Genomic DNA, 15,166 nt, shown 5'->3' with positions numbered 1-15,166 from the left:
ACCCAAAGTACAGACTTAGTATCAAACAAATATTTCTCATGTTCTCTTCTTTAGTGGTGGTTCAAAAATGAACTTTCGGTCTAAGGGGTCGGCGAATAATAACTTCCCCATTTCACTTTATCGCCGTCCCTTAATCATCATCGTTATCCTGGAAAATGTCATAAGGCAAGAGGTAACTCACCTCTGAATTCGCAGCTTCCGCCCCAGGCAGAAAGTATTGTAGTTTGATTTCATAGTCTCCTTCGAACGGATAGACGAACTCTGATTCCAAGTAATCAACTAAGTCAGGCGGCAGTTCTGGCACAGCACCATCGTTGCCCGGCGTAGTGTAATAGAATAGCTGATTTTTGTAGTCGGCATAGTCACGGTACATGATATACGGCACATGGTACCGTAGTTGTATGGGTTCGCTCGTGACGCTATACGTACTTGTCGTGATATCGTAGTCAACGAGTTCCCGAAGTGGAGTCGAATTATTCTGCCGCACGACAACCGCACCTTTTGGCGGATGCATCAGGGGCTCCTCTGGGCGCCAAATAAGCCTCAGGTCATAGGGAGGGCCGGGCTGCGGCATCTGATCGTAGATCACGGGCTTAGGATGATTGATATACCAGTTTTGGCCAGTAAAGGCTAAGTTCGCCTCTGAGCGTAAGAGCGGATCAATCTCTTTATTGCCTTCGTCGTAGCCTTCCAGATCAAAGCGATCAAAGCCTTCTGTGGGGCTCACTACATCGCCAAAGTCATCGATACTCAGGTACGGAATAGGATTGTCATTCTCATCTACCATCGGGGTCAATGCCTGAATGGAGATAAAGGGAAAATCAAGGCTCAAGGCAGCCACTTTGTCCGCAAAGCGGTCATACTGGCTCGTTCGGAAATCAAGTCGGTAAATTTGCTTTGGCTGCAAAGCTTCCAGTGTTCCATCCGCTTCTTGTGCCTCCAGCAAAACTTCGGTATCATTACCATCCGGAATACCACCCGCTTGCAGTTGTACCAGTATGTCCTCTACATTAGCATCCACAGCTACATCTCCATTAGCGGGGATATCCACCAATTCCAGGTAAGTCATCGTATTAGGCGCCAATTCATTAGACGGAATATCAAACATCACCTGGTTATTACCAGTATCGTAAGTGTAATCAGCGATACTGACGATGGTGCCATTCTGCCAAAAACGTATTTTTTGCAACCAATCTGCAGACGCTTGGTGATAAATGCTATCACCCGAAGATTCGAATAGATAATCCTGTCCTACATCCAATTGGATATATCCCTGGCCAAATTCATTGCGGAAGAAGTTGGTTTGGCGGTTTATCGGATAGGCATACAGCACATTATCTTCTACAATGTAAGGCGGAGCTGGTTGGGTAGTAAAGGTGGTAGATTTCCGTTGGTAGGGCTCCGAATCAATACCAGCTTGGACCAGTTCAAAATCATCTTCTCCAAAGCGGCGCTGATACACCTTCAAGTGAGCAGTTGCCTGGTATTCCTGTTCTCCTAACAGCGCATCATCCGGACGGAAAGCGAGGATTTTATTTTCTTCACCCCACTGTAGTTCACCTGCTACCGGTATACCCGTAGCTGTATTGACAACTCGGAAGTAATCCAGTTGCGGCAAGACTTCAACATACACATCCTCCTCATCGAGGAAGGGTGTAGGCACATCTACAGGGATCACAAAAAAGGCCTGTGGGCGAGTAAATACCGTTGGTGGATCGTGCTCCTCAGTCGGTACAACCGCTTGGATTACGTTGAGCTCTTCATCTCCGGTAGGTACGATGACACATTCCTCACCGATCTCGAAATCAAACTGGCACTGTCCTTTGATAAGTCCGCGCATAACGCTAAAGTAACCGCCAACGATCCCCTGTGCCCATATCGGATTGGGTAAACGCCCTTGTAGCAATGCCGCTGCTCCTAATTCCAGAATCTGCGTATTAACTTTTAAGAAACCCAGGTTGATTTTGATACCGATTGCTCCTTGCACATAGGCATAGAGTTGCCCGGTACCGTACCAGCCATTAAAACCAATGGGGTTAGGATCTCCCAAATTACTGGCACAACGGGCATCTATACCGTAGTTTTTGAGCATCAAATCAAATCCGGCTCCAGCGTGTAGGCTGGCATAAAAGATGAGAAACCGCAGTTCTGGCATGTTCAGCTGTAAGCCTGCCCCCAGCAATACGCCCTCTGCATTGGCAAAAGAAGGGTGATCCCGGCTCGTGGGGTTGAAGTTCATATCGCCCAAGTCCAGGATTTCCCCCAAGATTGCGGGCGGATCTGGGAATGCGGGCAATTGGGTACCCGCATTCAGGTAGGCCGTTAGAATGAGGCCAATGTCGCCGAGGCTACCCAATGGCTCATTTATGGAATTTTCGTCAAGCGGTTCCTGTGGGTCATTCGGCAAGGACGGTTCAGTACCGTCGTCTTTCTTGAGATTTTTCAACGAACTGAAGTCCACACTTAAAGAAATGGGACGGGTAGGTTCGCCTAAATAGACATACCAATCGTCAGGGTCGGCATGAATCACACCTTCACCAGCTACATAGTTGGCGTAAGAGCCTCGGATCAACCCGACACCCGGTGGAGCTGCAACCTGCAATCTCATATAGGCATGAAAAGTCCTTATCTCCACGCTGTAAGTCAAATCAACGTAGAACGCTACCGACGGCCTTGGAGTCGGATTAAGGGGCGTTCGTGGAGGCGTCATAAAGTTGGCATTCCCCATGAAACCCACATGAGATAAGCCTCCGTTGGCATTAAAGATGATCTCGAAGGTGATATCCCCGTTAAATACCTCTCGTTTCACGGCACCAAAGGCAACCATTGCCTTTATGCCTATCCCGTACTCATCGTTCGGAATATAACGAACACCAGATAAGGACTGCCCGAGTTCAGACGGAAGGGCAACCATAGGTGGTGATTGATTCGCAGGATCCTGCTGGCCCAAGTATGCTTCCTCTAACGAATTAGGCGGGTCCATCATCTCCACTTCTTCCGGTACTTCTTCGCTAACCTCTTGTGCTTCTGAATACGGTAGGTTGATACCGGAAAAACCCTGCCGTTCCATTCGATAACTGATACCGCCACCAAAACCGTAAAGGGCAATACCCGAAGGCCCGAGCGGAATACCGGCATCCAGGCCAATTAGAGCATCCGCAAAGAAGTAGCGATAACCATCTACCTTACCAAAAAGTGCCGCTACACCAATCATAATTCCCGGCGTGAAAGTAGCTTGAATTCCCCCTTGGAATCCGCTGCCATACAGTGGGTGCGTATCGAAGTTTTCAAGATAGCCTTTGAAGGCAAAACCCGGCCCCTCATAATCAATGGAGAGCTTATCCAGGCGAACTCGTTTGAAATACCAGTTTTGCTGGCCATTGTCACCAATTTCCAGGCCACAAATGATAAAGCCACGCCCTTCGGCCCCAAAGCCCTGATCATTAGAGTTGGTAAGGTTGAGGGTTAAGCCTAGCCCAAAGGCAATTTCGTCTTGTGCTTCATTCTGGAACATGCCTACCTCGTTGAGTGTAATAGGGAAGCTAGCTGCCGTAGCTTGATCTCCGTTGGTAGACAAATCCCAGCTGCCGACCGCTTCCACGTAGGGTGCTCGAGTGGTTACATGAAAGCCACTGAAACCGATGGTGGGTATATTGAGGGTATTCGTCGTATCCGGTGGGGCTGTTCCTTGGTCATTCCCATCGGGAACTCCCAGCTGTGGCTTGAACGTTATATTTCCGTGCAGAATGGCGTAGGCTGAGAAATTGTTATCTGACCGGCGATAATTAACGCCTATCGTTGTATTTGGGTGCAATTCAGCTTTAGCCACAAAGGCACTCATGGTAACGGCAACGGTATCGGTCAAACTGATAGCAAACTGATACCTTCCCGCAGGTTGAATATGGCAGCCATAACCCAAAGGTTGATCAACCACCGGCACTTTTACCTTTCCATTTATAGTGACATGATGAAACTGGCTACTCTGTGCACCGATAGCGATACTATCGATAGCGAGGGCCCAGGTATCTAACCGACCAGTATCGAGAGACAAGACATTGGTGGCAAAAATATCTCCTGAAAAACCGGTTTGGTCGATAATTAGGTGATGCGCCCCAACGGTAACACTGTTCTCCGGGTCCTGGCCGGTCAGGTGGTCCGGTACCCGAACTCTGGCGGTTTCCAGAAAAAAGCCGCGCCACTCCGGGTAAAAACGCCCTTCCCTTTCGCTACCGTCCACATCAGGGTGTGTATATCCCGTTGGAAAAACAACCGGACCGGGAGTGACCGCCTCTGAGAAATCAAAAACGGCTCCCTGAACCGTAAAGGCCCAGCCTTCGAGATAAGATACTTCGAAGGGGCTAAAGTCAATTACACCGGCAAAATCGCCCCAGCCACCGGAGACCATGCGTGTGGTACTGGTAACGTAAGCCGATGAGTCACGTTCGTAGGTGTATTCGTCTACGGGGAAAGCGATATCATGGCACAGCTTCGCCTCCATCTTAATCGATACTTCGTTAATACCCTGGCAGTCGAATTTAATATAGGTTTGATTACCGCCCTGGAAGGTGAGTTGAACTTTCTCGCCCCAAGTAAAGACGATATCGCTCAACATTTTCATTTTGGCCTCTCCTTGTAAGCCTTGTGGAGAAATACCTACGCCAATGGCTTTGAAGGCCATATACTTATTAGCGATAGGGATATTACCCGCGAAGTAGGCATCGAGATAAGCTCCCGTAGCTGAAAACTTCATGCTCGTGAGTGCCATAATGTTGGGAGCCACACCAAGGGCAATGGGTAACTTTACAGCTCCGGCCCATAGTGCGCTATTATCCGCTGAACCAGCTACTGATTGCTTAGCAAACATACGTGCCGGCGTCCAGGAAAAATCGGGTGTCCAGGGGTTCACCGGATCATCATAATCGGTGGGGTCGTAGGGGTTGAAATAATTCCATGGGTTCCAGGTGTTGGTACCATCAAATGGATTCTCTGCGGTGTAAGGGTTCCGGGAAGAGCTGTAATCCGTTGGTGAATAAGGGTACTGATGATTTTTCGGATTGTACTCATTATAAAACATATCATCATTGACCGTAATATTCGGGCGAGTGGGGTCAAATGGTATGTATTGGTCATAGTAGACTGCATTACCGGAGGCATAGAAATCTCCAGCAAAGTCTGTTTCACCCTGATCAACAGGGTCCACCATATCTCCACAGAAATTCAAGCCATCAGAACTGAGCAAGTCTCCCTGTATTTCCTCTACAGACTGGAAACCATCCAGCGTAGAGAGGCCATCACTTACTGCGATGACTATACCATCATAGACCTCCAGGTCCGTGTTGACATAGAGGTTTCGGAAGCGGCAATTCACCCGCATTCCCAGCCAGGGAATATTGATTTGCCCAGTACCGTTCCAGGCAGTCTCATCCGTACCCGGTCCAGACGAAGTAACTTTCATGGTAAAGCCGCCCACCGACACCTGGCTGCCGTAGCCCAGTGTTGGGGTAGGTTCTATATTCGTTGGGCGCGGTAATTCATCAAGGCTGACGGTACATTCCACATCTTCAGGATCGAATTGAAGAGCCTCCGTTGTAAACTCATAGATTTCGCCAAAGGCTCCGGGCGTACCGTCACAGACCGATTGTAGCTGTACCTCATAAGTGGTACTATCCTGCAGGTCACTCAAGGTCGCGCTATTGAATACAGCTGCCTCTTCGTACCAATTAGCATTCGGGTTGGCCTCCCGAAAACGCAATACATAAGAAGCCGACCCCGTCATATAGTCCCAGTTGATAGTAGCCTGATGAGGCCCGTCCACCGAAGCACTCAAACCCGTCGGTGGCACACAAGTGCTCCCGTAAGTGAAGATCACCGGAGCACTGTAGCCTCCGTTTTTAAAGCGAAAAACACCGTCGAGATCCCTTGCTTGTACCCGTAACAGGTAATCAAAACCAGTTTCCAGTTGCGGAAAAGAGTTATCCAGTAAGGCCGTGGTGATACCGTCTATTTCGGTTTCAATGAAGGGTTGCTGTAAACTATAAACCTGCTCTGGGGTGAGGTTTGAAGATGGGTCTAGTTGGTAAATCTCTACACGATAGTTGGTGATAAAAGTCGCCGTATGCCGAGCCTGCCACTGCACTAACATACTTTGGGGTGAGATCGGAGTCTGGTAACCTACTGGAGTTAAAACTACAGGTGGATCCAAGAGGCGTGCTTGCACAAAGGTGCAAGCTTCCAAGGACGCCGGATCTTCGTTGAAACGGTCATAATCCATCACCTCTACACAAATGGAATAAGTACCCTCGGGTAAGCCCCCATTTAACAAATAAGCCTCCCTGGAATAACCCAAAAAATCTAAATGGTCCAATTCAAAATAATCGCGCAAATCGGCAGCAGTAAGTTGCACGACCTGGCCATAACTTATTGCAATAGGACTGGGTATCCAATTACTATTGGTTCGCATTTCAATCCCCGGCCCCGTAATTTTGAAGCGCAGGCGCACCTGATAACCAGGCTCTTCCCTATCATTCAATAAAATGGTCATTCCCAGGCGGTTATTCATGGGATCTGCCCAATCCGATAAACTCGGACTGAAAGGAGGCATCGATTGAATTGCTGCAGTAACCGGATAGGCTGTTTGCCCTATCAGAGTAAGGGAAATTAGGCTACTGAGAATAATGAGGACAAGTATAAGCTTACGCATAAGTCCGGGGTTTCTTGATCTGGGTGTAAAAATGGTGTGTTGTTTTACAGAGAAAAATTGCTGTATCTATTTGTTTTCCGGAGGTTTTGGATTACCACCAATGCTACCGCCGAAGCGATAACCATAGGCTACCTTTCCATACCATTCGGAAAAGGATAGCGCAGGGTCAGCAGCACCAAAGCGGTTGATATGCGTAATATTTAAGCCAAGATTGTGGCTATTCTTTAGGCGATAACTCCCCCCCAGGGATAAGTTCAGCACATTATTGGTATCCCCGTTTTGCTGAAAGAAACTGAAGGCTGTGCGCATATTGGTGGACAAGGCATTATCAAAAAAGTTTCGACTGGCACCAAAGGTGGGCGAAAAGGATTGAGTTCGAAAATTCGCCAAGGTTGTTGTATTATAACTCAAACCTGCCGTCCATCGCCAACCAGCATTAGCGTTACCAAAACCGTACAATAGGGCTGCATTTGAAAACTGGCTTTGCCCATTGTCTTGTACCATGTCATTGATTACATTATTTGCCCGTTGGTGATTCATAATCAGTGACACAGAAGCTGGTCTTTCCTTGGTTCCAAGTCGTCGTATGATCATTCCGTTAATCGATTGATTGACCTGTGCCAAAAATATACTGTCAACCGGTTGGAGTAAATTGGTACGAGTTCGGAGCTTGGTATCGTTTCGGAAGTTGGAGTAACCTGCGCTATACATCCATTTATCATCTGGGCGGTAGGTGACATTGGCCGACGCAATAAAACGGTTCGTTTGTTCAAGTTCGGCATCATCAAGGTTCACGCGCTCGATACCGCCATTTACGATTACGGAGAGTTTGTTTTCAAGGAAGTTTCTACTTACTCCCAGCGAATAGTTTTCTGTGTCATCATTGAAGAACAAAGCACCGAGCGTTCGAAAGCCGCGTTCTACGCGTTCATAACGCCCCTGTAGCCCCCACCCTTTCACACTATAAAACAGTCCGAGGTTATAAGCTTGTCCAGTGAGCAAAGATTCTGTGGGTTGGAAAACCCCAAGCAGGCGATTACCCAAATTATAATCAGCTTCGCCTAGTTGTTTAGCGTTGCTATCATTATTGTAAACACTATGCGCCAACTCCGTCGACAAGGTTAAGCCCTCAAACAACTCTTGGCGTAACTCCAAACTTACCACCCGATTATTGGTCGTGGAAAGAGCTTCGCCAATGGGTGTCAACAGAAAGTCTTCATCATCGTCATCAGCACCGAAAAAATTGATAAAATACCCGCCTTTTTTGCCTACATAACCCAGGCGACTACCATATCCTTTACGTTTTAGGTAACCATTTAAATCGCCTACTGCATCCAAGTCACTACTGAGGGCACGGTTCAGTTTACCATAGAAACCAGAAGCATACCACCTCCCAGGCTCCAGTGTAAAACCAATACCCCGAAAACTAATGCCAGACATTGTATAACGAGAAAACCCTAAACTGCGATCGCCAAGATGCAAGGTCGCCCATTTGTATTTGGGGCTAATTCCCACGAAAGTGTAAGAAGGTAACCGATAGGCTGAATTGGCATCAGAAAAGGCAACGCTAAAAGGGGCTGACATACCTAAAAAGCTAAAATTCAAATTGGCACGCACGCCCCATTGCCAAGTATCCCGGCGGGCATCAATACCTTCTGACCAATAACTTTGATTGCTAAACTGGATATTGCCCGTTATACCAAGGCTCTGGTCTCGAAGGTTACTAAGATTTTGGCCGATGGCCTCTAAATCTTGCCCTTGGACTGGCAGCCCGAAAAACAGTAATACGAAGAGGGCGTAAAAAAAACAGGTTTGGTGTTTGAGTATGGGCATGTCTCTTGTTCGTTAGTCCTGAATATGGGTATTAGGCAGCACAATGCTACTGCTCTATCTACAATGATATCGCACAGTTAAATCACTTGATTTTATCTAAAAGCGGGGATTGAGGATACTTAGGGGAATAAAACAGTTTCCGCTTGGACAGTTTTTAGGGGGAGCTATACCTTAGTTGTGAAGCCAAATGGGCAATTTCTACCCATAAACAATCACATCTAAAGAACTTCAATATAGCAAATGTAAAATATATCGAGATAGCCCTATATCACATGTTCATGTGATGGAGGTAAAAAACGCACTAATTAAATAGTAAATCTTGGCTCCTGAATTTAAAATCTTTCTGAGCCAGATAAAAGGCTTCTTCGGTAAACTCTCGCATACGATCTAGCAGGTTGTGCATATAATTACGGCCTAGAAGGGAACCTGTAATTCACCTGCTGAATTATCATCTCTGCTATCTGCTCCTTTTACCCTTAAAATATACATTCCTAGTGTTAGGCCATTGAACCGAATAGACGGAGTGTTTCCATGATAAACCCAGTCTTTGTCGATGCCAATGACTTGAGTGTATGTCTTTATTTTACGGGTAGACAAATGAATACAGTTAAGCCCGCCTACCGGGCACTGGATATAAATAGCAAAGAAGAACTCATCCTCAAAGTCCTCAAGGGAGAGTTGTCTTGATTTCCATCCGTTGTCAATAAGCTATTGGTTCTTACCTGTATAACACCCCTACCTTACCAAATGCACACTCCCCCGATACTGTACCCGCTTGCCATTGGTCAATAACAATTCTGCGACGTAAACGAAGGTGTCGGGATTAACAGGCTTTCCATTGAGGTCGCCATTCCAGGTGCTGATACCTGATGGAAAAAGTGGTGGTTCAATAACTTCGTATACCAAGCCTCCCCAGCGATTAAATAGCCGGAAGGATTCTACTTCCTGGACGCCAAGAGTTGGGAAAAACGTGTACAGGTCATTAAAACCATCGCCGTTGGGGCTGAAAACATTGGGGAAGTAGACTTGCACATCTTCGTCCACAAAAATAGTCACGGTGTCTACCGCACTACAATCGCCATTGCTTACAGTAAGGTAATAAGTCGTTGTTGATCCTGGCATGGCGATAGGTTCCAGCAAACTGGTATCGCTCAGGCCTTCAATGGGCCACCAATCCAGCATGAGGTTAGCTTCATTCACCTCGCTCACGATTCTAACAGAAGCGCCCAATAGGATCGTCGTATCAGGCATGAGTTCAACGCTCAGTGGGAATATTTGCGGGACAGTAAACGACAGGGTTGTATCACAGCCACTAGGGGCCAATACCTCTAAAGTATAATCACCTGGAGGAATAATTTCAAAACGATTAATTCCAGCTTGCGAATAATTATCGCCTGTAAGGGTGATTTCATTTTCTTCATCGGTACTTACTTCCAGAATAAACGCCTCGCTAGGCAAGCAACGTTCATCTAAGGTTAACGTATCAAAGCTAGGCGTACCGCGGACGGGTACGTTCTGAAAAGTGGTATCGAAACAAATCCCGTCAATACCTACGATCAAAGTTACCGGGTAAGTACCCCCAAACGGGTAGGTATGCAGAGGGTTGATATCATTGCTTGTATCGTTATCTCCTAAGTCCCAATTCCAGCTGGTGGGCGTGGGTGTTGTATTCGTGTAAACAAATTGCACTACTGCTGGCGAGCAATTGTCATCGCCTACGTAATCAAAGGCTGCAACCGGCGTAGGCCGCACAAAGACAGGGAAGCTCAAACTATCGCGACATCCCAGGCTGGAGGTCACCACCAATTGATTGGTTTTCAAGCCTGGACTGTCAAAGGTATAACTGCTGATACAGTCGTCTCGGGTACCACCACCAGCTAATTGCCAGGTACAGCTTTCCGCATCAACACTCAAGCTGATCAGCGCAACAGGCTCCCCTACACAAACAGAATCCGGCTGTAGCAAAAGCGCCTCCGGCAGCGGGTTGATCACAATTTGATCGACTAAAGAGTCGAGGCAGCCTGCCGTGGATGCGCCCAATAGCCGAATATCATAAGTTCCCGGCTGGGAGTAGGTATACTGACTAATGGTTTGCAAAGTGCTGTCACCATTACCGTAATACAACCACTGCCCGCTGGCATTACCACCTACGGTAAACGTGACCAGCTCCTCGGCACAGGCAAAATCAACAATATCGAGACTCAACTCGGGCCGGGGCAGCACCGTGAAGTCGTACCTGAGGCTATCGTAACCACAGCCTTCCGCGAAGATGGTCACCCAAGCTGGGCCGGGAGTACTAAATTCGTGGCTAACCGTATCCCCAAGGTACTGGTTCCCATCGCTGGTGATCCAACGTACGAAAGCTCCCGGCGTAGAAATGTTGATAAGCTCAAGTGGGGCATCAACACATACATCCGGGCTACTATAATTCATCCTCGCCCGTACATCGGTAGGTTGAACATCAATGACGTAAACAGCGGTATCTGCATTGCAATCATTACTGTCGATCAAGGTTACAAAAATGGAGCTGGGCAAGGTATCGGTGAAGACCTGAAAAGCGGGCGGCTCAAAACCATTGTAGACCACGCCATCAATGGTCCATTGAGGATTGTTACCAATGGCTCCCGTCGAGTTGTTGTACAGCTGTACCGTTTCTCCGCTACAAGGGGAATCAAAATCGGTAGCGACCTGGGCCTGCAGCGGTGCCAGGGCCGTCAATTCGATGGTATCCAGTTGTGTATCGCAGCCATTGGTGGTGGTCAATAAACCCAGATAGGTGGTGTCTTCGACTGTTGCTGGTAACAATACATTGTTTAGGCTGGTAGCCACACTATCGGTGATACTCGCCAAAGTCCAGGTGTAAGTATTTCTGATATCAACTACGGAAGGAAAGACATCTACCAAGTAATCAGGGCAACCTTCTGGAAGAGAAGAAAGTATTTCAAGATCACTCAATGCCCCCAGTATGTCGACCTCCGTGGTCGCAGGGGCTGAAGCACAATAAGCTTGGTTCGTCACCGGGTTCAATAAAAAGCCTGTCAGGGTTACGTCGTAAAGTCCTTCGCTGGTATAAGTATGGCAGGTTTGTTGATCACTACTTCCTGTTGCATCGCCAAAATCCCAGGAGAACACACTAGCGCCTCCGGTTATTGCTTCAAAAGGAAGGCAATCAACAGTTACACAGGCCGTGCTGTCGCTCACTATTTCAACGGTGGGCTGGGCGGTGTAAGTTAAGGTTAGCAAAGCACTATTACAGGCTGCGGGTAAGTCAGGCGCAACATAACCAAGGGGGTAAGTGCCCGTGGGTAATATTCCCAGAAAAAGCGTGTCATTGCTTATCGATGGTAATCCTTCCCAGGCTCCGTTGCTGGGGTTACCCATTGGTAAAACTACAAAGTTGGCTGTATCACATACAAACAGTTCATCTTGCGCAATGCTCACCCCAGCTCCACTAGCCAAGGTCAATTCAACTTCATCGCTATTGGTACAAGGCATGAAGTTGGGGTTAATGGTATATTGATAAGTATACGTTTGTCCTGGTGTCAAGAGGGTCAGGTCTACTTCGCCTGTAACAGGGTCAATGCCCGTTCCTGACCATATTCCTTGCCCTGTAGGTGTGGCCGTCAGGATGGGGTTATTTTCGTTGTCACAAACCGTCAAATCATCTTGTGCTATTACTGGTGTGATCTCATCAATTGTTACAATAAAGGTATCTCTGATTTCACAGCCTGGATCAATCGTATAGTTTACAACTATGGTATCAAGTGGGCCGCCTACGCTATCAGGGTTGTACATTCCTGTAACGGAGTTTACCACGCCTGTACCACTCCAATCCGGCATTCCGCCTGCCGGAGAGAAACTGATTCCCGCCAAATCTGGCAAAGACAAATCCATGTCCACAGCGCAAATAGCGAAGGTGTCCGGGATGCCGACGGCACTGGGCAAGGCCACTACCGTCACTTGGTCTGCAACGGTGACTGTACAGCCAGTAGCACTCGCATCATTGAAGGAATAAAACACATCGTATACGCCGGGAGCGACAGTACCAGGATCAAAAGTGCCTAATATTGGGTCTGTTATCCCCATCCCACTCCAAGTACCATTGATGGGCGTAGCCGTGAGGGTTTCCGGTGGGCCACCTTCGCAAAATGTCCATGGCCCATCAGTAGTGACCGTTGGCGATTCGATCGTAATCGTGCGAATTGCTTCTCCGGCACATGCGCCAAAGCCCAGCGAGTAAGTGATTTGATAACTGCCATTAGGCTGATTGGCCTGAAAATAGAATTCTCCGTTTTCTTGTACCAATGGTAGCCCGCTATCCACAGACCAAGTGCCTCCAGGAGGTTGAGCAGCCAGCAATACTTGTACCGTATCCTGGCAGATCGTTGTATCCTGTTGCGGCAGTGTAATCATTGGCATGGAAATGCCAAAAATATAGAAGGTGTCACTGACCATGACCGTAGGGCAAAAACTCGGTGGCGAACTGGCCGTTATGATGTAGGGATCGGTATTGGTGGTCAATGTTACAGGAAAATCGGTGTCTGCATACGTCGTTCCATTAAGCGTATAGATGATTCCAGGCAGCAACGGAGAAGGGGAATAATCCAAGGTAAGGCAACCATCCTCCTGAGGATCGAGACTGATTTGGTCCTGCCCCGACACTTCAATATTGAGGCTGACTTCGTCAGGCGTATCACAACCATTATCGACCCTTAGTGTCGCTGTGAAAGTTCCTGGAGTAGTGAATCTGACACAAGTGGTATCGTTGTTCATATCGGTTACAAACATCACACCCGTAGTTGGCGTAAAGCTCCAATTGAAGGAATTGGCGTTTTGCGAAGCATCACCATTTAGTCTCACTTTTCCACCATCTTCCAGGCAGACGTAGTAGATATCATTGTCCAGCGCGACGCTGCCCGAATCCAAAACGGCCGCAGCTATCGGTAATGCCGTGACGGTGAAGTTTCGATTGGTCGTTACCGTTCCACAGTCGTTGGTAGCTTCTAGCATAATGGGATAAGTCCCCGCAGCAGGAAACGTATAGCAAGGGCTTTCCTCGGTAGAAGTCGTACCATCAGGCAATGTCCAGAGGAAAGTCATGCTGTCATCATTGTCTGGACAGGTAAAATTTTCGAGGCAAAACTCCTGGCCCACACAGATAAAGTTATCATCGGCAGCAAAATTCGGCCGTGGAGGAAATTGAAAAGTCAGCCGCTTGGAAATATTTTCAGGTTGGGTAGCTCCGCCGTATTGGGCATCAATGGTTAGCGTAAAGCAAAAGCCATTGGCCAAGCCACATTGGTTGTAAGAGCACTCGTCCAAAAACTGCGCAATAGGATACTCGTGCTCCAAAATAAGCGCATCACCGGGCATGATGGATACCGGCGCACTACCGTCTCCCCAATCCACCAAGATAGCAGTAAAGGCAAAGTCGGTATTGGGTGTTATTTCAATACGCACCAAGCTATCCGGGTAACAGCGGATTTCGGTACCATTGAGAACAGAAACGGAGAGGGTTTCCTGGGCGGTGAGCGAGAGGCTTACTAAAGAAAAAAACAAAAGCCAAAACCAGTGGATTTTTGGAGTATATAAGTGCATTCGTAGGTGTTTGTGGCGAAGATAGGGAGATCGGGTAAATATGTTTATTGCTTGCCTAGATAAATTGGAATATTTAACGATGGAGAAAAGCCCCCTACCACCGCTGCCGCTGCTTTGGCAATTTCTGAAACCGTAATCCATCTTTGCAATCGGAGATTCTCCCTAGCAGAAGCTGAGGCTTTAGAAGATCGATACATTTCACGTGCAAAATCGAGTTTATTTTGTTGTGTCCTTGATATGTCATTCCCAATTTGCTCAATCATCTCTCTAGCACCTTCACTACAACTAGAAGATGGGCTAACTTGGATTAATATATCTAAAGCCTCATCTGGTTTACCTATAGCTTTCAGTGCACTGGCCTCTTGTAACATTGGCCCGCAATACTCTCTTTGATAAGCATCGTACGCCTGCTGTAGTTTCTCTTCCACCTCTGCGCTACAGGCACTAGCCTCTGTAGGTACCTTTATCAATTCTAAAATTGCTTCCTCAAATTGATTAAGGTAAATAAACTGTTGGGCACGTTGAATAATTTGAGCGCAATTCGCCGCATAATAACTATTTATTCGAGGTCGAATATCGCTACAGAAACGCGTAAAATTTTCATCACTCCTAGGCAAAGAATTCAACGCAGATCGGTAGGCCCGTTCGGGCGAATTTCCACTTCCTGTTATTATCCAACTATAGGTACCAAAATTGATTCCACCTTCTGTTTGTTGAATATTAACACTCAATTCAAGTTTAACAACATTAATTTTCTCAAGTCCCTCAATCCGTGCTTCTTCCAAAACATCTATCCTCGGCACTATACGGAAGGTTTGTTCTTCTCCGCTAGCAAAAAAATGGCTACTATCACACAGCCGGGCCAAGCAGGTGGCGATACGCCCTTTCACTCCATGCGCTAAATCTTGTGGCAGTTCATCCTCAGCATAAGCAAGGGCCAGAGGAAATTCAGTAATAGTATTCTGGGCATCGGCGGTATTGTTACAGACTACTAACAGTAATAAAGCCACACACCATAAGGTTGAAATTTTCATG

The 15,166-nt window shown here is 47.3% G+C and carries 6 protein-coding genes; 1 reads left to right on the top strand and 5 read right to left on the bottom strand.

What is annotated here, in order from left to right; translation table 11 throughout:
- Positions 1–130: 130 nt before the first annotated feature.
- From A3EU_RS0124200 to A3EU_RS35610, 3 genes are all read right to left on the bottom strand, one after another.
- Entirely contained in the window at positions 131–6,700 is a 6,570-nt protein-coding gene (locus A3EU_RS0124200) for a fibronectin type III domain-containing protein (RefSeq protein WP_020538784.1), read from the bottom strand.
- A 66-nt stretch (positions 6,701–6,766) separates the two neighbouring features.
- The gene (locus A3EU_RS0124195; protein ID WP_020538783.1) at positions 6,767–8,533 is read right to left on the bottom strand and encodes a TonB-dependent receptor; all 1,767 of its coding nucleotides are present in this window, start codon (positions 8,531–8,533) and stop codon (positions 6,767–6,769) included.
- Between the two features lie 414 nt (positions 8,534–8,947).
- A complete protein-coding gene (locus A3EU_RS35610; RefSeq protein WP_071596871.1) occupies positions 8,948–9,130 on the bottom strand; it encodes a triple tyrosine motif-containing protein in 183 nt (60 codons plus the stop codon).
- On the opposite strand from A3EU_RS35610, the gene A3EU_RS34640 reads away from it, so the two are divergent.
- A complete protein-coding gene (locus A3EU_RS34640) occupies positions 9,065–9,220 on the top strand; it encodes a hypothetical protein (protein ID WP_169433393.1) in 156 nt (51 codons plus the stop codon). The two genes, A3EU_RS35610 and A3EU_RS34640, sit on opposite strands and share 66 nt — an antisense overlap.
- 48 nt (positions 9,221–9,268) lie before the next feature.
- Here the strand turns inward: A3EU_RS34640 and A3EU_RS0124185 are convergent, their stop codons facing one another.
- Together A3EU_RS0124185 and A3EU_RS34390 are read right to left on the bottom strand one after the other, a co-directional pair.
- On the bottom strand, positions 9,269–14,131 hold the full coding sequence (locus A3EU_RS0124185; RefSeq protein ID WP_020538781.1) for a PKD domain-containing protein: 4,863 nt from the start codon (positions 14,129–14,131) through the stop codon (positions 9,269–9,271).
- 44 nt (positions 14,132–14,175) lie between these two features.
- Positions 14,176–15,165: a hypothetical protein gene (locus A3EU_RS34390; protein ID WP_020538780.1), complete on the bottom strand. Its 990-nt coding sequence runs from the start codon at positions 15,163–15,165 to the stop codon at positions 14,176–14,178.
- Position 15,166 lies beyond the last annotated feature (1 nt).

It is taken from the genome of Lewinella cohaerens DSM 23179, from assembly GCF_000379805.1.
In the GTDB taxonomy this organism is placed as follows: Bacteria; Bacteroidota; Bacteroidia; order Chitinophagales; family Saprospiraceae; genus Lewinella; species Lewinella cohaerens.
Note: the sequence above shows the minus strand (reverse complement) of the source record. Positions and strands in the feature narration are given on the sequence as shown.

Coding starts and splice junctions, on each gene's coding strand:
- A3EU_RS0124200 (WP_020538784.1), bottom strand. CDS start 6,700: ATGCGTAAGCTTATACTTGTCCTCATTATTCTCAGTAGCCTAATTTCC.
- A3EU_RS0124195 (WP_020538783.1), bottom strand. CDS start 8,533: ATGCCCATACTCAAACACCAAACCTGTTTTTTTTACGCCCTCTTCGTA.
- A3EU_RS34640 (WP_169433393.1), top strand. CDS start 9,065: ATGATAAACCCAGTCTTTGTCGATGCCAATGACTTGAGTGTATGTCTT.
- A3EU_RS0124185 (WP_020538781.1), bottom strand. CDS start 14,131: ATGCACTTATATACTCCAAAAATCCACTGGTTTTGGCTTTTGTTTTTT.
- A3EU_RS34390 (WP_020538780.1), bottom strand. CDS start 15,165: ATGAAAATTTCAACCTTATGGTGTGTGGCTTTATTACTGTTAGTAGTC.